Source organism: Achromobacter sp. Marseille-Q4962, from assembly GCF_943737005.1.
Lineage (GTDB): Bacteria > Pseudomonadota > Gammaproteobacteria > Burkholderiales > Burkholderiaceae_B > Achromobacter.
Genome location: NZ_CALSFU010000002.1, coordinates 71,295 through 89,295 on the forward strand (window position 1 = coordinate 71,295; position 18,001 = coordinate 89,295).

General features: G+C 69.3%; 18 protein-coding genes. 15 read left to right on the forward strand and 3 right to left on the reverse strand.

Annotated elements, in window-relative coordinates:
• The first annotated feature begins 9 nt into the window (after positions 1-9).
• The 6 genes from ribBA to NGJ44_RS02070 all read left to right on the forward strand — a co-directional run bounded on the left by ribBA (position 10) and on the right by NGJ44_RS02070 (position 4,361).
• On the forward strand, positions 10-1,200 hold the full coding sequence (gene ribBA / locus NGJ44_RS02045) for a bifunctional 3,4-dihydroxy-2-butanone-4-phosphate synthase/GTP cyclohydrolase II (RefSeq protein WP_053246352.1): 1,191 nt from the start codon (positions 10-12) through the stop codon (positions 1,198-1,200).
• Positions 1,197-1,724 carry a 6,7-dimethyl-8-ribityllumazine synthase gene (ribH, locus tag NGJ44_RS02050; protein ID WP_053246353.1) on the forward strand — a complete coding sequence of 176 codons (528 nt, stop codon included), beginning with the start codon at positions 1,197-1,199 and terminating at the stop codon, positions 1,722-1,724. The genes ribBA and ribH overlap by 4 nt, the downstream gene beginning before the upstream one ends.
• The gene (nusB, locus tag NGJ44_RS02055; protein WP_251862954.1) at positions 1,696-2,202 is read left to right on the forward strand and encodes a transcription antitermination factor NusB; all 507 of its coding nucleotides are present in this window, start codon (positions 1,696-1,698) and stop codon (positions 2,200-2,202) included. Before ribH ends, nusB begins: the two co-directional genes overlap by 29 nt.
• A 69-nt stretch (positions 2,203-2,271) precedes the next feature.
• Positions 2,272-3,237, forward strand: coding sequence for a thiamine-phosphate kinase (gene thiL / locus NGJ44_RS02060; protein WP_251862955.1), 966 nt, complete (start codon positions 2,272-2,274; stop codon positions 3,235-3,237).
• Between the two features lie 63 nt (positions 3,238-3,300).
• Positions 3,301-3,807, forward strand: a complete 507-nt coding sequence (locus NGJ44_RS02065; RefSeq protein WP_251863070.1) for a phosphatidylglycerophosphatase A family protein — start codon at positions 3,301-3,303, stop codon at positions 3,805-3,807.
• Positions 3,804-4,361 (forward strand): CinA family protein, encoded by a 558-nt coding sequence (locus NGJ44_RS02070; RefSeq protein ID WP_053246653.1) that lies wholly within the window; start codon positions 3,804-3,806, stop codon positions 4,359-4,361. The genes NGJ44_RS02065 and NGJ44_RS02070 overlap by 4 nt, the downstream gene beginning before the upstream one ends.
• Before the next feature lie 64 nt (positions 4,362-4,425).
• Here the strand turns inward: NGJ44_RS02070 and pyrF are convergent, their stop codons facing one another.
• The 3 genes from pyrF to NGJ44_RS02085 all read right to left on the reverse strand — a co-directional run bounded on the left by pyrF (position 4,426) and on the right by NGJ44_RS02085 (position 7,063).
• Positions 4,426-5,244, reverse strand: a complete 819-nt coding sequence (gene pyrF / locus NGJ44_RS02075) for an orotidine-5'-phosphate decarboxylase (protein ID WP_053246515.1) — start codon at positions 5,242-5,244, stop codon at positions 4,426-4,428.
• A gap of 5 nt (positions 5,245-5,249) precedes the next feature.
• Positions 5,250-6,566, reverse strand: coding sequence for an NAD(P)/FAD-dependent oxidoreductase (locus NGJ44_RS02080; RefSeq protein WP_251862956.1), 1,317 nt, complete (start codon positions 6,564-6,566; stop codon positions 5,250-5,252).
• 101 nt (positions 6,567-6,667) lie between these two features.
• Positions 6,668-7,063, reverse strand: a complete 396-nt coding sequence (locus NGJ44_RS02085; protein WP_053246517.1) for a diacylglycerol kinase — start codon at positions 7,061-7,063, stop codon at positions 6,668-6,670.
• 155 nt (positions 7,064-7,218) lie between these two features.
• Between NGJ44_RS02085 and NGJ44_RS02090 the strand changes: the two genes are divergently transcribed.
• The 9 genes from NGJ44_RS02090 to NGJ44_RS02130 all read left to right on the forward strand — a co-directional run bounded on the left by NGJ44_RS02090 (position 7,219) and on the right by NGJ44_RS02130 (position 18,000).
• Complete coding sequence (locus tag NGJ44_RS02090) at positions 7,219-8,865, forward strand: alcohol dehydrogenase catalytic domain-containing protein (RefSeq protein WP_251862957.1); 1,647 nt, start codon at positions 7,219-7,221, stop codon at positions 8,863-8,865.
• Positions 8,866-8,929: 64 nt separating this feature from the next.
• Positions 8,930-9,904, forward strand: coding sequence for a sialic acid TRAP transporter substrate-binding protein SiaP (locus NGJ44_RS02095; protein ID WP_251862958.1), 975 nt, complete (start codon positions 8,930-8,932; stop codon positions 9,902-9,904).
• A 63-nt stretch (positions 9,905-9,967) separates the two neighbouring features.
• Complete coding sequence (locus tag NGJ44_RS02100; protein WP_251862959.1) at positions 9,968-10,594, forward strand: TRAP transporter small permease; 627 nt, start codon at positions 9,968-9,970, stop codon at positions 10,592-10,594.
• A 10-nt stretch (positions 10,595-10,604) separates the two neighbouring features.
• Entirely contained in the window at positions 10,605-12,014 is a 1,410-nt protein-coding gene (locus tag NGJ44_RS02105) for a TRAP transporter large permease (RefSeq protein WP_251862960.1), read from the forward strand.
• An 11-nt stretch (positions 12,015-12,025) separates the two neighbouring features.
• Positions 12,026-12,772: an SDR family oxidoreductase gene (locus NGJ44_RS02110; RefSeq protein ID WP_251862961.1), complete on the forward strand. Its 747-nt coding sequence runs from the start codon at positions 12,026-12,028 to the stop codon at positions 12,770-12,772.
• Positions 12,773-12,798: 26 nt separating this feature from the next.
• Complete coding sequence (locus NGJ44_RS02115) at positions 12,799-13,665, forward strand: fumarylacetoacetate hydrolase family protein (protein WP_053244788.1); 867 nt, start codon at positions 12,799-12,801, stop codon at positions 13,663-13,665.
• Between the two features lie 27 nt (positions 13,666-13,692).
• Positions 13,693-15,228 (forward strand): UxaA family hydrolase, encoded by a 1,536-nt coding sequence (locus NGJ44_RS02120; protein ID WP_053246408.1) that lies wholly within the window; start codon positions 13,693-13,695, stop codon positions 15,226-15,228.
• A gap of 37 nt (positions 15,229-15,265) precedes the next feature.
• A complete protein-coding gene (gene manD / locus NGJ44_RS02125) occupies positions 15,266-16,477 on the forward strand; it encodes a D-mannonate dehydratase ManD (RefSeq protein ID WP_053244787.1) in 1,212 nt (403 codons plus the stop codon).
• A 2-nt stretch (positions 16,478-16,479) separates the two neighbouring features.
• Entirely contained in the window at positions 16,480-18,000 is a 1,521-nt protein-coding gene (locus NGJ44_RS02130) for a mannitol dehydrogenase family protein (protein WP_251862962.1), read from the forward strand.
• The last annotated feature ends 1 nt before the right edge of the window (position 18,001 follow it).

An 18,001-nucleotide genomic window follows, 5' to 3' on the forward strand; every position in this document is an offset into this window, starting at 1 on the left:
GTGTACGCCATGTCCGTCCAGTTGTCCTCCCTGCCCGGCGCCGCGCCGGAATCCTTCGGCATCGCGTCCGTTGCCGAAATCATTGCCGAGCTGCGCGCCGGCCGCATCGTCATCCTGGTCGACGAAGAAGACCGCGAAAACGAAGGCGACCTGGTCATGGCCGCCGAATTCGTCACGCCCGAGGCCATCAACTTCATGGTCACGCACGGCCGCGGCCTGGTCTGTCTGACCCTCACCGAAGAGCGCTGCCGCCAGCTCGACCTGCCGCTCATGGCGGCCCGCAACGGCACGCGCTACGGCACCAATTTCACGCAGTCGATCGAAGCCGCCGAGGGCGTCGAAACCGGCATCTCGGCCGCCGACCGCGCCCGCACCATCCAGGTGGCGGTGGCGCGCGACGCCAAGCCTTCCGACCTGGTTCAGCCCGGCCACATCTTCCCGGTACGCGCCGTGCCGGGCGGGGTGCTGGTGCGCGCCGGCCATACCGAGGCCGGCTGCGACCTCACCGCCATGGCCGGCCTGACGCCGGCCGCCGTCATCTGCGAAATCCTCAAGCCCGACGGCACCATGGCGCGCCTGCCCGACCTGGTCGAGTTCGCCCGCCAGCACCAGCTCAAGATCGGCACCATCGCCGACCTGATCCAGTACCGCAGCGAGCACGAATCCATCATCAAGCGCATGGGCGAGCGCGCCATGCAGACGGCCTGGGGCGAATTCCGCGCCGTGGCCTACCAGGACACGGCCGCGGGCGCCGTGCACCTGGCCCTTACGCATGGCGACATCTCCCCCGACCGCGAAACCCTGGTGCGCGTGCACGAACCCGCCTCCGTGCTGGACGTGCTGGACACCGGCGCCAGCCCGCACAGCTGGGGCGTGGGCCAGGCGCTGAAAGCCATCTCCGCGGCGCCGGCCGGCGTGCTGGTGCTCATGAACTGCCAGCCTTCGGCCGAGTACCTGGCCGGCCAGATCGCCGGCTGGACGGATCCCAAGGCCGTGGCCAACCCGGGCGGGGGCGACCGCCACGGCCTGCGCACCTACGGCATCGGCGCCCAGATCCTGCGCGACCTCAACGTGGGCCAGATGAGGCTGCTGGCCCGGCCGCGCAAGATGCCCAGCATGGCGGGCTTCGCGCTCACCATTACGGGTTACGATTGCGACCCTCCCGAAACACCACGCAACCAACAGAAGGCCGACACATGAACCCTTACATCCTCACCCCCGACCTGAACGGCGAAGGGCTGCACATCGGCATCGTACGCGCCCGCTTCAACGAAGAAATCGGCCTGGCCGAGCTGGACGCCTGCTTGAAGGAACTGGCCGAGCTGGGCGTGGACGAGCGCGATGTCATGGTCGCCACCGTGCCGGGCGCGCTCGAGCTGGGCGTGGCGCTGTCGCACATGGCCGAGACTTTCGAGTTCGACGCCCTGATCGCGCTGGGCGCCGTGATCCGCGGTGAGACTTATCACTTCGAGGTGGTCAGCAACGAGATGGCCGCCGCGATTACCCGCATCTCCCTGGAAACCGGCATTCCGGTCGCCAACGGCGTGCTCACCGTCGACACCGACGAGCAGGCCCAGGCGCGCGCCGCCGGCAAGGGCCGCGACTGCGCCCAGGTGGCCGTGGAGATGGCCAACCTCGTGGCGGCGCTGGAGCCCGAGGAAGATGACGACGACGAATACGACGAGGACGAAGATTTTGACGACGAAGAAGACGACCAGCGCTGACAGCGCGGCGCAGGCCCGCGCCAACGCCCGCAGCGCCCGCCGCCGTGCGCGCGAATTCGCGCTGCAGGGCGTGTACGCGTGGCTGCTGCGCGGCGGCCAGGGCACGCAGGACGCCGGCGAAATCGACGCCCATCTGCGCGATGCCGAAGATTTCTCCGAAGCCGACGCGCAATGGTTCAAGACCCTGCTGCACGGCGTGCTGCGCGAGGCGCCCGCCCTGCGCGAACGCTTCACGCCCTATGTGGACCGCCCGCTGGCCGAGCTGTCGCCGGTGGAGCACGGCATTCTGCTGATCGGCAGCTACGAGCTGATCCATCACGTCGAGGTGCCGTACAAGGTCGCCATCAACGAGGCGGTGGAGCTGGCCAAGTCGTTCGGCGGCACCGACGGATTCAAGTTCGTGAACGGCGTGCTCGACAAGCTGGCGGCCGACGTGCGCGCGCACGAAGTGCAGGCCGCCGCCCAGCAGCGCCGCTGACCCGGTCCGCAGCGGCGCGTTTGGGCGCCGCCCGGCCCGCCTTTTTCCACTTTCCTGCCTGGAGTTTCCGTGGCGTCGGAGTTCGAGCTGATCGCGCGCTATTTCAACCGCGCCGCGCCGCAGGGACTGCTCGGCGTGGGCGACGACTGCGCGCTGTTTCCGGCCCCCGCGGGCGAGGAAGTGGCCACCAGCATCGACCTGCTGCTCGAAGGGCGCCATTTCTTTTCCGACGTGGATCCGCGCGCGCTGGGGCACAAGTCGCTGGCGGTCAACCTGTCGGATCTCGCCGCCATGGGCGCCAGGCCCATCGGCTGCGTGCTGGGGCTGGCGCTGCCGCGGCTGGACGAAGCCTGGCTGGCCGCGTTCGCGCAGGGGTTCCACGACCTGGCCGCGGCGCACGGCTGCCCGCTGATCGGGGGCGACACCACCCGAAGCGCCCATGACATCGCCATCAGCGTCACCGTGTTCGGCTCCGTGCCGGCCGCGACGGCGCTGCGGCGCGCGGGCGCCCGGGCCGGCGACGACATCTGGGTTTCCGGCGAGCTCGGCGCGGCCGACATCGCCTATCGGCTGCTCGACGGGCAGCATCCGGCCGACCCGCCCCTGCTGGCGGCCACGCGCGCCGCGCTGGAATGGCCCGAGCCCCAGGTGGCGCTGGGCCTGGCCCTGCGCGGCATCGCGCACGCCGCCATCGACATTTCCGACGGCCTGCTGCAAGACCTGGGCCACATCCTGGCTGCCAGCGGGGTGGGCGCCTGCCTGTGGTACGCCAGCCTGCCCGCCGCCGCGGCGCTGGACGGCCTGGCCGAGCCCCGCCGCCGCCAGGCGCTGCTGGGGGGCGGCGACGTCTATCAGCTCTGCTTTACCGCGCCGGCCGCGCGGCGCGCCGACGTGGCCCAAGCCGCCCGGCAGGCCGGCGTCCGCGTCACGCGCGTGGGCGAGATCACCGCCGGGCCGGGCCTGGCGGTGCGGGACGCTGAGGGCCGCCCGCTGGCCGGGCTGCCGCGCGGCTTCGACCATTTTCCGGCGGCCTGACGCGCCGCCTTCCGCTATTCTCTGCGCATGAGCATGCCGTCTTCCGATCCGCAGTCTCCCTCCATGCGCGAGCGCTCGCGCGCCGCCTATCCCGCGCTGGCCTGGGTCTGCCGCGACCCGGGGCGGCTCATCGCCTTCGGGCTGGGCAGCGGCCTGGTCCGTCCGGCCTCCGGCACCTGGGGCACGCTGCTGGCCTGGGCGATCTGGGTAGCCGCCTCGCCCGCGGCAACGGACCTGTACATCGGCATTTTCCTGTTGCTGGCGTTTCTCTATGGCTGCTGGGCTTGCGACCGCGTGGGCAAGGAACTTCGCCAGCCCGATCACGTCGGAATGGTCTGGGACGAAATGGTGGCATTCTGGCTGGTGCTGTGGTTCTCGCCGGCCGGGCTGCTGCCCCAGGCGCTGGCGTTCGTGCTGTTTCGCACCTTCGACATCGTGAAGCCGCCGCCCATCAAGTTTTTCGACGCCCGCCTCAAGGGCGGTTTCGGCGTAATGTGGGACGATATCGTCGCGGCGTTCTATGCCCTGGTCATCATGGCGCTGGCCGCGCGCACAGGAGTCTTCGGATGAGCGATCAAACCGCGTACACGCAGTCCGGCCTGTCGGCGTCGCAGCTGGCGCAGGCCACCATCCACGGACTGGCCGAGCGCCTGGGCGAAACGCTCATGCGCCACGGCTGGATGCTGGGCACCGCGGAGTCCTGCACGGGCGGCCTGCTGGCCGGGGCCATCACGTCCATCGCAGGCTCCAGCGGCTGGTTCGACCGGGGCTTCGTCACTTACAGCAACGAGGCCAAGGTCGCCGAACTCCGGGTTTCGCCCGACGCCCTGCATCATTTCGGCGCAGTTAGCGAGCCGGTGGCGCTGGAAATGGCCAACGGCGTGCTGCTGGCCTCGCCGGGCGCGCACCTGGCCGTGTCCACCACCGGCATCGCCGGGCCGGGCGGCGCCACGCCGGGCAAGCCGGTGGGCATGGTGTGCTTCGGATTCGCCCTGCGCGTGGACGACGGCATCAGCAGCCGCGCCGTTACGCACGTATTCCGGGGCGACCGCGCCCAGGTGCGCCTGGCGGCCGTGGACTACGCGCTGCGGGGCGTGCTGGAATTCATCGGCGAGCCGGTCTAGGCCGGCGCTGTCCGGGAGGGCGCGCCTGCCGGCTTGCGCCGGCCCTCGACGCCGCGGGTGCGGCTCAGCGCACCGCGTTGATGGCGTCGCGCAGGCCCTTGGCGGCCTGGGCGGCGGCTTCGCGCCAGTCGTCGCCGCCGCTGGCGTAGATGATGGCGCGCGAAGAATTGATCATCATGCCGGCGCGCGCGGCGTTGGCGCCCGCGTTCACCGTGGCGGTGATGTCGCCGCCCTGCGCGCCGATGCCGGGCACCAGCAGGGGCACGGCGTCGCCGATGCGCTGGCGCACCGCGGCCAGTTCGTTGGGGAAAGTGGCTCCCACGACCAGGCCGCACTGGCCGTTGGCGTTCCATTTATCGGCCACCAGGCCCGCCACGTGCAGGTACAGCGGCGTGCCGTCTTCCATCTTCAGGAATTGCAGGTCCGAGCCGCCGGGGTTGGAGGTGCGGCACAGCACGATCACGCCGCGATCGCGCCAGGCGAGATAGGGCTCGACGGAATCCAGCCCCATGTAGGGAGACACCGTGAGCGCATGCGCCTGGTAGCGCTCGAACGCCTCGCGCGCGTAGTTTTCGGCGGTGGAGCCGATGTCGCCGCGCTTGGCGTCCAGCACGATGGGCAGGTCGGGGTGCTGGTCGCGGATGTGCTGGCACAGGGCCTCGAGCTGCTCTTCGGCCCGGTGCGCGGCAAAGTAGGCGATCTGCGGCTTGAAGCTGCACGCATAGGGCGCGGTGGCGTCCACGATGCCGCGGCAGAACTGGAAGATGGCGTCCGGCTTGCCGTGCAGCTCGCGCGGAAAGCGCTGCGGGTCGGGATCGAGCCCGACCTGCAGGAGCGATTGGCTGGCGGCCCAGGCGTGTTCGAGTTTTTGCAGGAAATTCATGGGATTCAGTGCAGTTTGACCCGCGGGCGGGTGCGGCGCATGAGCAGTCGGGCCAGCGCCAGGGACGCGGTGCGCGAGACGCCCAGCACCGCCTTGTGGTGCATCAGGTGCAGGCTCATGTACATCAGGCGCGCCAGTGTACCGCTTACGAACAGGCCCCGCCCCGCGAGCTTGCCCATCAGGCTGCCCACGCCGGCGTCCTGCCCGAGCGAAACCAGCGAGCCGTGGTCTTCGTACACATAGGGCGCAGACGGTTCCGGCGCATGGCGCAGGCGCGCGCCCAGTTTCTTGGCCAGGTACTCGGCCTGCTGGTGCGCGGCCTGTGCGCGGGCCGGCACGGTGCGGCCGTCGCGCCAGGGCGCGGCGCAGCAATCGCCCAGCGCCAGGATGTGCGGATCGGATGTCTCCAGCCGCTCGTTCACTTCGATCTGGCCCAGCTTGTTGAGCGGCAGCCCCAGGCCGCGCAGCACCGCGGGCCCCTGAATGCCCGCCGCCCACATGCAGAGCTGGGCGGGAAATTCCCGCCCGTCCGCGGTCTTGACCGAGGCGCCGGTGACTTCGGAAACCCGGCACGATGTCTCCACGCGTATGCCTAGTTCCTTCAGGCGCGCCGTGGCGGCGGTGGAGATCTTCTCGGGCAGGGCCGAGAGAATGCGCGGCGCGCCTTCCACCAGCGTGATCGCCAGGTCGCGCTCGGCGCGGAAGTTCGGCAGGCCGTAGGCGCTGACCACGTGGCTGGCTTCCACCAGCTCCACCGCCAGTTCCACGCCCGTGGCGCCGCCGCCCACGATGACCAGGTCCAGCCGCGAGGAGGGGTCGCGCACCTTGGCCTGGTCCACCAGCGCCATGGCCTTGAGCATGGTCAGCCGGAACTGTTCGGCGTTCTCGGTGGTGTCCAGCGTGACGGCGTGAGCCTCGGCGCCCGGTGTATTGAAGAAGTTCGAGGCGCTGCCCAGCGCCAGCACCAGCGTGTCGTAGCCCAGCTCGCGGCGGGGCAGGACTTCTTCGCCCTGATCGTCGCGCACGGCGTCCACCGTGACGAGCCGGCGCTCGCGGTCCACGCTTTCGAGTCGGCCCTGCGCGAAACTGAAGCCGTTGAGATGCGCCAGCATCAGGTACGACAGGCCCTCCTGGTGGATGTCCAGCGTGCCCGCCGCCGCCTCGTGCAGGGAGGGCTTCCAGATATGGAAGGGGCGGCTGTCCACCAGCGTGATGCGCTGGCGGCCATGCGCACGGCCGAGGCGGGAGGCCAGTTCCAGGCCGCCCGCGCCGCCGCCGACGATCACGATGCGTTCGGAGGGGGCTGACGTCGATGTAGGCATGATGGCTCCCAGTATACGGGCGGGCAGGAATTGCGGGACATTGCGGTCTGCCCGCGATGGGCCGGCCGCTTCCGGGCGGCGGCCGGGGCTGGCGTTTCCGGTCAGTGCATGAGGTATCGGCTGATCGCCACGCCGGCCCACACCGCCACCGTGAAAAGCAGCATCAGCATCACCGCGGCGCTGCCCAGGTCTTTGGCGCGGCCCAGCAGCGGATGGGTTTCCACCGACAGGGCGTCGGCCAGCGCTTCGATGGCGGAATTCAGCAGTTCCACCACCAGCACCAGTATCACGGTGGCGACCAGCAGGAACACCTCCACCGTATTGCGGCCCAGGAAGAAGGCCGCCGGAATCAGCAGCACGGCCAGCACCAGCTCCTGCCGGAAAGCCGCCTCGTAGCGGATGGCGGCCCGCAGGCCCTGTAGCGAATAGCGCAGCGCATTCAGGATGCGGCGCAGGCCGCCGGTGCTTTTGTAGGGCGAGGAGTGCGGATGGGACATGGCTGGGCGAGAAAACCGGTTGGCGGGGTTTTAACAGATATGGAAGGCGCCAGGGGGGGCGAATCCATGGGCAAACCCTAATTGTGCGCCCATGGCGCATGCGCGCAGCATAGTGGCCAATTGGTAAGGCCACTTTACCCTTTTACCCGGCGCCCATGCCTATCCAGATCATCGAACCCCGGCGTCTATACCGCCAGATTGCCGACCAGCTCCGCGAGCTGATCGAGGCGGGGGAGTTCCCCGAAGGCGCCCGTCTGCCGCCGGAACGCGACCTGGCCCTCAAGCTGGGCGTGTCCCGCCCTTCGGTGCGAGAGGCGCTGATCGCGCTGGAAGTGGAGGGCTGGGTCGAAGTGCGCATGGGGTCGGGCGTTTACGTGCGCGGCCCGGGCGCCGCGCCGCAGGCCAGCCTCACGGCCGAAAGCCCGCTCGAAACCATACGCGCGCGCCAGGTCGTCGAGGGCGAACTGGCGGCGCTGGCCGCCCAGAATGCCGTGCCCGCCGCCGTCGAGGGCTTGCGCGCAGCGGTGGACGCCATGGCGCGCGAAGCGGCCGCCGGCAACGTGCCCATCCGCGGCGACCGGCTGTTCCATCTGCGCGTGGCGGAAATCGCCGGCAACGCCGTGCTGGCCCGCGTGGTGGGCGAACTCTTCGACGAGCGCCACAATCCCTTGTCGGTCAAGCTGGGCGACTATTTCGAGAACCCCGCCAGCTGGGCAGCCGCCATCGACGAACACCGCCAGGTCATCGACGCCATCGCGGCCCGCCAGGGCGGCGGCCTGGTCTGCCGCATCCACGGGGCGCGGGATCTGCGCCTGGCGTCCGAGGAACCGGCGCCGTTGGCGCCGCAGGACGTGGAGCTGCGGCTGGGGGCGGCGGGCATCTGCGGATCGGACCTGCACTATTTCCAGCATGGACGGGTGGGCGCTTTCGTGATCCGCGAACCGCTCATCCCGGGGCACGAGGCCTCGGGCGTGGTGCTGCGCGCCGGCAGCGGCGTGCACGGCCTGGAGCCGGGCATGAAAGTCGCGATCAACCCCTCGCACCCTTGCGGCGCCTGCGATTACTGCCGCGAAGGCCGTTTCAACCTGTGCCGCCACATGCGCTTCCTGGGCAGCGCCAGCGTGTACCCGCACGTGCAGGGCCTGTTCCGCGAACGCTTCGTCATGAACGCGCGCCAGCTCACGCCGGTGCCCGAAGACATTTCGCTGGGCGAGATCGCCTGCGCCGAGCCGCTGTCGATCGGCCTGCACGCGGTCAACCGCGCCGGCCCGCTCATGGGCAGGACGGTGCTGGTGACGGGCGGGGGCACCATCGGCTGCATGACGGTCATGGCGGCCCGCCTGGCCGGCGCGGCGCGCATCGTGGCCGTGGACGTGGCCGAGCGTCCGCTGCGCATGGCGAGCGAGGCCGGCGCGGACGAAGCGCTGCGCGGCGACCAGTGCGCGCCCGCCGATCTGGCGGGCCTGGCCGACGTGAGCATCGAGGCCGCGGGCAGCCCGGCGGCGCTGGCCACCTGCCTGGCGGCGACGCGCCGGGGCGGGCGCATCGTGCAGGTGGGCACGCTGCCGGCCGGCGACATCGCCTTTCCCGCCAACGACATCATGGCGCGTGAGCTGGATTACGTGGGCGCTTTCCGCGCGGGCGCCGAATTCGATTGGGCCGTTTCCTTCCTGCGCGCGCGCAGGCTGGACGTGCGGCCCCTGATGAGCGCGCAATTGCCGCTGTCGCTCGCCGCGCAGGCGTTCGAGCTGGCGGCCGATCGCAGTCGCAGTACCAAGGTGCAACTCGTATGTGAAAACTGACCCCCCATGGGCCGGCCATAACAACATCCGCCGGACCCTCAACCCCCACGAGGGAGGAGACGACATGAAACGATGCAACGTCCTCAAGGCGCTGCTGGCCGCCGCCATACTGGCCACGGGCGGCAGCGCGCTGGCGCAGACCAAGCTGAAATGGGCGCACGTCTACGAAACTTCCGAGCCGTTCCACACTGCCTCGGTGTGGGCCGCCCAGGAGATCGAAAAGCGCACCGGCGGCCGCTATCACATCGATGTCTATCCCGCATCGCAGCTGGGCAAGGAGAACGACATCAACCAGGGGCTGACGCTCGGCACGGTGGACATCATCATCTCCGGCTCCAGCTTCGCGGCCAAGACTTTCCCCCGCATCGGCGTCACCTACTATCCCTACATCTTCCGCGATCCCGCGCACCTCATTGCCTACACCAAGAGCGACATCTACAAGGAACTCACGCGCGGCTACGACGAGAAAAGCGGCAACCACATCGTCGCCACCACCTACTACGGCACGCGCCAGACCACCTCCAACCGGGCCTTCACCAAGTGCTCGGAAATGAAGGGGCTGAAGATCCGGGTGCCCGACGTGGCGGCCTATCTGGCCATGCCGCGCGCCTGTGGCGCCAATACCGCGCCCATTGCCTTCGCCGAGGTGTACCTGGCCCTGCAGAACGGCACCGTGGAGGCCCAGGAAAACCCGCTCACCACCATCGAGGCCAAGAAGTTCTACGAGGTGCAGAAGAACATTATTCTCACCGTCCACATCGTGGACCATCTGAATACGGTCATCTCGGGCAGGTTGTGGAAGAGCCTGTCGGACGAAGACAAGAAAATCTTCACCGAGGTGGCCCAGCAAGCCGCCGAAAAGGCTTCGGCCGAAGTGGCCGGGAACGAGAAGAAGATGGTGGACGTGTTTCGCAAGCGCGGCTTGAACGTGGTCGAGGTAGACACCGGCGACTTCCGCAAGACCGTGCTCGAGAAAGTGCCGTTCAAGCAGTACGGCTACGAGAAATCGGACTGGGAACGTATCCAGGCCGTGAAGTGAGCGAGCGCGGGCCGCCGCGCGCGGCCCGTTTTCCAGCGCAGCACACCGGAAAGGGGAACGCCCATGCCTACTCAATCCAAAGCCGCCGCCGCGGCGGCCCCCGGCCTCGCGCCGCCGGCCGCCGCCGTCCATCATGCGCCGTCCTCGGCGGCGGAAATCGTGCAGAGTTTCGAAGAGGCCGACCACCACGAGGTCAGCCTCAAGGGCTACCAGCCCGAAGACTGGATCTGCCTGGCCCTGTTCTGGGCCATGGCCGTGCTGGTCTTCCTGCAGTTTTTCTCGCGCTACGTGCTCAACGATTCCTACGCCTGGACCGAGGAGCTGGCGGTGTACTGCCTCATCGGCGTGGTTTTCCTGGGCGCGGCCATGTGCGTGCGCGCCTGCCGCCACATCCAGGTGGATTTCCTCTACCGCTACCTGCCCCGCCCCGTGGGGCGCGTGTGCGCCACGCTGATCGACGTGCTGCGCACGGCCTTCTTCGGCTACACCGTGTGGCTCACTTACCGGTACATCGAGCTGGTGGGCGATGAGCCCATGACCACGCTGTTCTGGAACAAGGCTTGCGTGTACTGGGTGGCGCTGGCGGGCTTCGCGATGATGTTCGTGCGCTCGCTGCAGGTATCGGCGCGCAACTGGCGGCAGGGATACTCCATCCTGGAGAATCCCGGCGCCTACGAGTCGCTGGATTGAGGAGCCGGAAATGGGAATCCTGATCGGAACCTTTCTGCTGTTGATGATCTTCGGCCTGCCCGTGGCCGTGTCCATGGCCGGGGCCTCGCTGTTGTACCTGCTGGCCACGGGCAGCGTGCCCGACGTGGTGATCGCCCAGCGCATGATCGCGGGGGTCGAGTCGTTCCCGCTGCTGGCGGTGCCGTTCTTCATCCTGGCCGGCAATCTCATGAACATCGCCGGCATCACCGGGCGCATCTACAACTTCGCCGTGGCGCTGGTGGGCTGGATGCGCGGCGGCCTGGGGCAGGTGAACATCATCGGCTCGGTAGTGTTCGCCGGCATGTCGGGCACGGCCATTGCCGACGCGGCGGGGCTGGGCACCATCGAGATCAAGGCCATGAAAGACCATGGCTACGAAACCGAGTTCGCGGTGGGCGTGACGGCCGCCTCGGCCACGCTGGGACCCATCATCCCGCCCTCGCTGCCCTTCGTCATCTACGGCATGATGGCCAACGTCTCCATCGGCTCGCTGTTCCTCGCGGGCCTGCTGCCGGGCGCGGTGCTCACCCTCCTGATGATGCTCACCGTGGCCTACTACGCCCGGCGCAACAACTGGGGCGGCGACGTGTCCTTCAACTGGAAGCGGCTGGGCGGGGCCACGCTGGAAGTGCTCATTGTGCTGGCCTTCCCGCTGGCCATCTGGATCATGACCAGTCTGGGCGTGTCTCCGAACCTGGCCACCGGCGTCGCCTTCGCCGCGCTGCTCGTGCTGGACTGGACCTTCAACTTCTCGGCCGTCATGGCGCTGATGGCGCCGGTGATTCTCATCGGCGGCATGACCCTGGGCTGGTTCACGCCCACCGAGGCGGCCGTGGCCGCGGTGATCTGGGCGCTGTTCCTCGGATTGGTGCGCTACCGCTCCATGACGCTGCGCACGCTGGCCAAGGCATCGTTCGACACCATAGAAACCACCGCCTCGGTGCTGTTCATCGTGACGGCCGCCTCGGTGTTCGCCTGGCTGCTCACCACCACCCAGGCCGCGCAGGCCCTTACGGACGCCATCCTGAGCGTCACGCAGAACAAATGGGTTTTCCTGCTGATGGCCAACGTGCTCATCCTGATCGTGGGCTGCTTCATCGACACCATCGCGGCCATCACCATCCTGGTGCCCATTCTGCTGCCCATCGTGCTCAAGCTGGGCATAGACCCCATCCACTTCGGCCTCATCATGACGCTCAACCTCATGATCGGGCTGCTGCACCCGCCGCTGGGCATGGTGCTGTTCGTGCTGGCGCGCGTGGCCCGGCTCTCGGTGGAGCGCACCACCATGGCGATCCTGCCCTGGCTGGTGCCGCTTTTCGTCGCGCTGCTGGCCATTACCTACATTCCGCAAATCACGCTCTGGCTGCCCGGCGTCATGGGCATGGCCGGCAAATGAAAGGAGTCGTCATGTCAGGAAGATTGCAGGGCAAGCTCGCCGTGGTGACCGCCGCGGGGCAGGGCATCGGCCGCGCGGTCGCCGAAGCCTATGCCGCCGAAGGGGCGGACGTGCTGGCCGTGGACCTCAACCCGGCCACGCTGGAGACGCTGCAAGGCTGCCGGCGCCAGGTGCTGGACGTGACCGACGGCCAGGCGGTCGCGCAGCTGGCGCGCGACGCCGGCCCCGTGCAGGTGCTGTTCAACGGCGCGGGTTTCGTGCACGCGGGCGCGATTCTCGACTGCGACGAGGCCGCCTGGGATTTCTCCTTCGAGCTCAACGTGCGGTCCATGTACCGCATGATCCGCGCCTTCCTGCCGGGCATGCTGGAGCGGGGCGGCGGATCCATCATCAACATGGCCTCGGTGGCCTCCAGCATCAAGGGCGCGCCCAACCGCTGCGCCTACGGCGCCACCAAGGCCGCCGTCATCGGCCTGACCAAGGCGGTGGCCGCCGACTACGTGGCGCGCGGCGTGCGCTGCAACGCCATCTGCCCCGGCACCGTGGAGTCGCCCTCGCTGCGCGAACGCATCGACGCGCAGGCGCGCGCCTCGGGCCAGACGCGGGAGATCGTGGAGGCCGCCTTCGTGGCGCGCCAGCCCATGGGCCGCATCGGCCGCCCGGAGGAAATCGCGGCGCTGGCGGTGTATCTTGCCAGCGACGAGTCGGCCTTCACCACGGGCACCGCCCAGGTCATCGACGGCGGCTGGTCGAACTGAACACAACGCAAGCAAAGGAACACGTCATGAAACTCATGCGCTATGGCGCCCGGGGCGCCGAGAAGCCCGGGCTGGTGGATGCCCAGGGGCGGGTGCGGGATCTCTCCGCCGTGCTGCCCGACATCACGGCCCAGTCGCTCACGCCCGAAGGGCTGGCGCGGCTGCGCGCCGTGGACGCGGCGGGCCTGCCCGTGGTGGCCAGTCCCGGCCGGATCGCGCCGCCCTGGAGCGGCATGGGCAAATTCATCTGCATCGGCCTGAACTACGCCGATCATGCCGCCGAGGCCGGGCTGCAGGTGCCGGCCGAACCCGTCATCTTCATGAAACCCACCTCCGCGCTGGCGGGCTGCAACGACCCGGTGGTGCTGCCGCGGGGCTCGGTCAAGACCGACTGGGAAGTGGAGCTGGGCGTGGTCATCGGCAAGAAGGCCCGCTACGTGGACGAGGCCGAGGCGCTGTCCCACGTGGCCGGCTATTGCGTGGTGAACGACGTGTCCGAGCGCGAATACCAGATCGAGCGCGGCGGCACCTGGGACAAGGGCAAGGGCTGCGACACCTTCGGGCCGGTAGGGCCGTGGCTGGTGACGGCCGACGAAGTGCCCAATCCCCAAGACCTGGAACTGTGGCTGGAAGTCAACGGCAAGCGCTACCAGAACGGCAGCACCCGCACCATGGTGTTCGGCGTGGCGCAACTGGTGGCCTACGTGAGCCGCTTCATGACGCTGTACCCGGGCGACCTCATCAGCACCGGCACGCCGCCCGGCGTCGGCATGGGCCAGAAGCCCGCGCCGGTCTATCTCGAGGCGGGCGACGAAATGAAGCTGGGCATCACCGGCCTGGGCGAGCAGCGCCAGCGCGTGCACGCCTGGGATCCGGCGCTCATCGACGGCTGAACCCGGCCCTTTTCCGCGGAGCCCTCCATGTTCCAGACCGATACGGCAGTCATTCGCATCCACCCGGCGGACAACGTGGTCATCGCGCGGCGCCAGCTCGTCAGCGGGCAGCGCCTGGAGAGCGAGGGCGTCACCGTGGCGGGGCTGGTGCCGCCCGGCCACAAGGTGGCCGTGCGCGCCATTGCCGCCGGCGAGCCGGTGCGGCGCTACAACCAGATCATCGGCACGGCCCGGCAAGACATCGCGCCGGGCCAGCACGTGCATACGCACAACCTGGCGTTCTCCGACTTCGAGCGCGACTATGCGGTCGGGCAGGGCGCGCGCCCCACCGACTACGTGGCGCAGCCGGCCTGTTTCGACGGCATCGTGCGCGCCGACGGGCGGGTGGCCACGCGCAACTACATCGGCATCCTCACCAGCGTGAACTGTTCGGCCACCGCCGCACGCGCGATCGCCGACCACTTCCGGCGCGATATCCATCCCGAGGCGCTGGCGCCGTACCCCAACGTGGACGGCGTGGTGGCCCTGACCCACGGCGCGGGCTGCGCCACCGGCGCCGACGGCGAGCCGCTGCGCGTGCTGCGCCGCACGTTGGGCGGCTATGCGCGCCACCCCAATTTCGCCGCCCTCATGGTGGTGGGCCTGGGCTGCGAAACCAACCAGATCGGCGGCCTCATGGAACAGGAGGGTCTGCGCGAAAGCGCGCGGCTGCACACGTTCAACATCCAGGAAACGGGCGGCACCCGCAAGACGGTGGAGCGGGGCGTCGAACTGGTGCGGGCCATGCTGGAGCAGGCCGACCGGGCGCGCCGCCAGCCCGTGCCGGCCAGCCACCTCGTCGTGGGCCTGCAGTGCGGCGGCTCCGACGGCTATTCCGGCATCAGCGCCAATCCTGCGCTGGGCGCGGCCGTGGACCGGCTGGTGCGCCATGGCGGCACCGCCATTCTGTCGGAGACGCCCGAGATCTACGGCGGCGAGCACCTGCTCACGCGCCGCGCGCAGCATCCCGACGTGGCGGCGCGGCTGCTGGCGCGGCTGCGCTGGTGGGAGGACTACTGCGCGCGCAACCAGGCCGAGATGGACAACAACCCTTCGGCCGGCAACAAGGCCGGCGGCCTGACCACCATCCTGGAAAAGTCGCTGGGCGCCATCGCCAAGAGCGGCACCACCAATCTCACGGCGGTCTACGAATACGCCGAGGCGGTGCGCGAGCGCGGCCTCGTCTTCATGGACACGCCAGGCTACGACCCCGTCTCGGCCACCGGGCAGGTGGCGGGCGGAGCCAACCTCATCTGTTTCACCACCGGGCGCGGCTCGGCCTACGGCTGTGCGCCGGCGCCCTCGCTCAAGCTCTCCACCAACACCGCGCTCTGGCAGCGGCAATCCGACGATATCGACATCAACTGCGGCGCAGTGGTCGACGGCGCGCAAAGCGTGGAGCAGATGGGCGAGCACATCTTCCAGCGCATGCTGGAGACGGCTTCCGGCCGCCGCACGCGCAGCGAGGAACACGGCTACGGCCAGAACGAATTCGTGCCCTGGCAACTGGGCGCGGTGATGTAGCGGCGCGGGGCCGCGTCTACTCCACAGGAGCCTCTCCATGAAAATCTCCGACGCGCGGGTCATCGTGTGCAGCCCGGGACGCAATTTCGTGACGCTCAAGATCGAAACCGACGAAGGGCTGTCGGGCATCGGCGACGCGACGCTCAACGGCCGCGAGCTGGCGGTGGCGTCCTACCTGTCCGATCACGTCGTGCCCTGCCTGCTGGGGCGCGACCCGCAGCAGATCGAGGACATCTGGCACTACCTGTACCGCGGCGCGTACTGGCGGCGCGGGCCGGTCACCATGGCGGCCATCGGCGCGGTGGACACGGCGCTCTGGGACATCAAGGCCAAGGCCGCGGGCATGCCGCTCTACCAGTTGCTGGGCGGCAGGAGCCGCAGCGGCGTCATGGTGTACGGGCACGCCAACGGCCGCGACATCGAGGAAACCGTGGACGAGGTGCTGCGCTACCGCGACATGGGCTACCTGGCCGTCCGCGCGCAAAGCGGCGTGCCCGGGCTGAATGCCGTGTATGGCGTGGGGCGCGGCCGCATGTTCTACGAGCCCGCCGATGCCGCGCTGCCTTCGGAGCACGACTGGTCCACCGAGAAATACCTCGATCACACGCCCCGGCTTTTCGAGCGCCTGCGCCAGGCCGTGGGCTGGGACACGCATTTGCTGCACGACGTGCACCACCGGCTCACCCCCATCGAGGCGGGACGGCTGGGCAAGGCGCTCGAGCCCTACCGGCTCTTCTGGCTGGAAGACGCCACGCCCGCCGAAAACCAGGAAGCCTTCCGACTCATCCGCCAGCACACCGTGACGCCGCTGGCCGTGGGCGAGATATTCAACACCATCTGGGACTGCAAGGACCTGATCCAGAACCAGCTCATCGACTACATCCGCGCCACCGTGGTGCATGCGGGCGGCATCACGCACCTGCGCCGCATCGCCGACCTGGCCTCGCTGTACCAGGTGCGCACCGGCTGCCACGGCGCCACCGACCTTTCTCCCGTCTGCCTGGGCGCCGCCCTGCATTTCGACATCTGGGCGCCCAATTTCGGCATCCAGGAATACATGCGGCACACGGAGGAGACCGATGCCGTGTTTCCCCACGCTTACCACTACGAGCAGGGCATGCTATACCCTGGCGAGGCGCCGGGCCATGGCGTGGAAATCGACGAAGGGCTCGCCGCGAAATACCCCTACCAACGCGCCTATCTGCCGGTCAACCGGCTGGCGCACGATGGCACTCTGTGGCATTGGTGAACATGCTGGAACGCTTGAATTCGAAGTCTCTCTCCCATCTGCCCGCCGGCGTGGAGCGCCCGGCCTACGACCGCGAACGGCTCACGCCCGGCATCGTGCACCTGGGGCTGGGCGCCTTTCACCGCGCCCACCAGGCGCTGGTCACCGATCTGGCCATGCAGGCCAGCGGCGACCTCAGCTGGGGCATATTGGGCGTCTCGCTGCGCAGCCCGGCCGTGCGCGACGCCCTGGCGCCGCAAGACGGCCTCTACACGCTCGCCACGCGCGACGCCGGCCCCGACGGCCAGCCGCGCGAGGCGCTGCGCGTGGTCGGCTCGGTGCTGCGCGTGATGGTGGCCGAGGAAGACCCCAACGCGGTGCTGGAGCGCATCGCCTACCCGCAAACGCGCATCGTCAGCCTGACCGTCACCGAGAAGGGCTATTGCCACGAGCCTGCCTCCGGCCTGCTGCGCTGGGACGACGCCGACATCCTGCACGACCTGGCGCACCCCGAGGCGCCGCGCAGCGCCATCGGCATGCTGGTGCACGGCTTGTCGCTGCGCCGCGAGCGCGGCCTGCCGCCGGTGACGCTGCTGTCCTGCGACAACCTGCCGTCCAACGGCGACACGCTGCGCAAGCTGGTGCTGGCCTTCGCGCTGCGCGTGGACCCCATGCTCACCGCCTGGATCGACGCGCACTGTACCTTCCCCAACTCCATGGTCGACCGCATCGTGCCCGCCACGCGCGACGAGGACCGCCAGCGCATTTCCGAGCGCGTCGGCTTCCAGGACGCCTGGCCCGTGGTGGCCGAGCCCTATCTCAACTGGGTCATCGAAGACAAGTTCGCCGCCGGCCGTCCGGCCTGGGACGTGCCGGGCGGCGCCACCTTCGTCGGCAACGCCGCGCCTTATGAGCGCCTCAAGCTGCGCATGGTCAACGCCCCGCATTCCGCCTTCGCCTACCTGGGCGCCATGCTGGGCATCAAGACCAACAGCGAAGCCGCCGCCAACCCCGGACTGCGGCGCTATGTGGACACCCTGATCCGCACGGAAATCGCGCCGACCCTGCGCGGCATTCCCGAAGCCGGCCTGGACGAATACCGTCAGCGCTTTCTGGCGCGCGTCTCCAACCCGGCGCTGCCGCACCTCACCCACCAGGTGGCCATGGACGGCTCCCAGAAAGTGCCGCCGCGCCTGCTGGCCGCCGTCCGCGAGCGCCTGCGGCGCGGCGAGAGCATCGAGCTGCTGGCGCTGGCCGTGGCGGCGTGGCTGCACTACCTGCGCGGCTACGACGAAACCGGCGCCCGCTACGCGGTGCAGGATCCGCTCGCCGCGCAACTCGCCCGCATGCTCGAACGCGCCGAGGTGGCCGCCCGCGCCGCCGCGCCCTCGCAGGCCGCGCATCGCCGCGCCCTGGTGCTGGCCGGCTACCGGCCGGTGTTCGGCGACCTGGGCAAAAAGCCCGATTTCGTCGCCGCCATGGCCCGCCATCTCGAAACCCTGCGCGAGCACGGCGTCATGCGCGCCGTGCAGGGCGTGGCCTGAA

Excerpts from the sequence above, each read along its gene's own strand:
- NGJ44_RS02105 (WP_251862960.1), top strand. The coding sequence starts at position 10,605 with ATGGGAATCCTGATCGGAACCTTTCTGCTGTTGATGATCTTCGGCCTG.
- NGJ44_RS02130 (WP_251862962.1), top strand. The coding sequence starts at position 16,480 with ATGCTGGAACGCTTGAATTCGAAGTCTCTCTCCCATCTGCCCGCCGGC.
- pyrF (WP_053246515.1), bottom strand. The coding sequence starts at position 5,244 with ATGAATTTCCTGCAAAAACTCGAACACGCCTGGGCCGCCAGCCAATCG.
- NGJ44_RS02090 (WP_251862957.1), top strand. The coding sequence starts at position 7,219 with ATGCCTATCCAGATCATCGAACCCCGGCGTCTATACCGCCAGATTGCC.
- manD (WP_053244787.1), top strand. The coding sequence starts at position 15,266 with ATGAAAATCTCCGACGCGCGGGTCATCGTGTGCAGCCCGGGACGCAAT.
- NGJ44_RS02085 (WP_053246517.1), bottom strand. The coding sequence starts at position 7,063 with ATGTCCCATCCGCACTCCTCGCCCTACAAAAGCACCGGCGGCCTGCGC.
- NGJ44_RS02115 (WP_053244788.1), top strand. The coding sequence starts at position 12,799 with ATGAAACTCATGCGCTATGGCGCCCGGGGCGCCGAGAAGCCCGGGCTG.
- NGJ44_RS02070 (WP_053246653.1), top strand. The coding sequence starts at position 3,804 with ATGAGCGATCAAACCGCGTACACGCAGTCCGGCCTGTCGGCGTCGCAG.
- NGJ44_RS02100 (WP_251862959.1), top strand. The coding sequence starts at position 9,968 with ATGCCTACTCAATCCAAAGCCGCCGCCGCGGCGGCCCCCGGCCTCGCG.
- NGJ44_RS02095 (WP_251862958.1), top strand. The coding sequence starts at position 8,930 with ATGAAACGATGCAACGTCCTCAAGGCGCTGCTGGCCGCCGCCATACTG.
- ribH (WP_053246353.1), top strand. The coding sequence starts at position 1,197 with ATGAACCCTTACATCCTCACCCCCGACCTGAACGGCGAAGGGCTGCAC.
- NGJ44_RS02080 (WP_251862956.1), bottom strand. The coding sequence starts at position 6,566 with ATGCCTACATCGACGTCAGCCCCCTCCGAACGCATCGTGATCGTCGGC.
- NGJ44_RS02120 (WP_053246408.1), top strand. The coding sequence starts at position 13,693 with ATGTTCCAGACCGATACGGCAGTCATTCGCATCCACCCGGCGGACAAC.
- ribBA (WP_053246352.1), top strand. The coding sequence starts at position 10 with ATGTCCGTCCAGTTGTCCTCCCTGCCCGGCGCCGCGCCGGAATCCTTC.
- NGJ44_RS02065 (WP_251863070.1), top strand. The coding sequence starts at position 3,301 with ATGCGCGAGCGCTCGCGCGCCGCCTATCCCGCGCTGGCCTGGGTCTGC.
- NGJ44_RS02110 (WP_251862961.1), top strand. The coding sequence starts at position 12,026 with ATGTCAGGAAGATTGCAGGGCAAGCTCGCCGTGGTGACCGCCGCGGGG.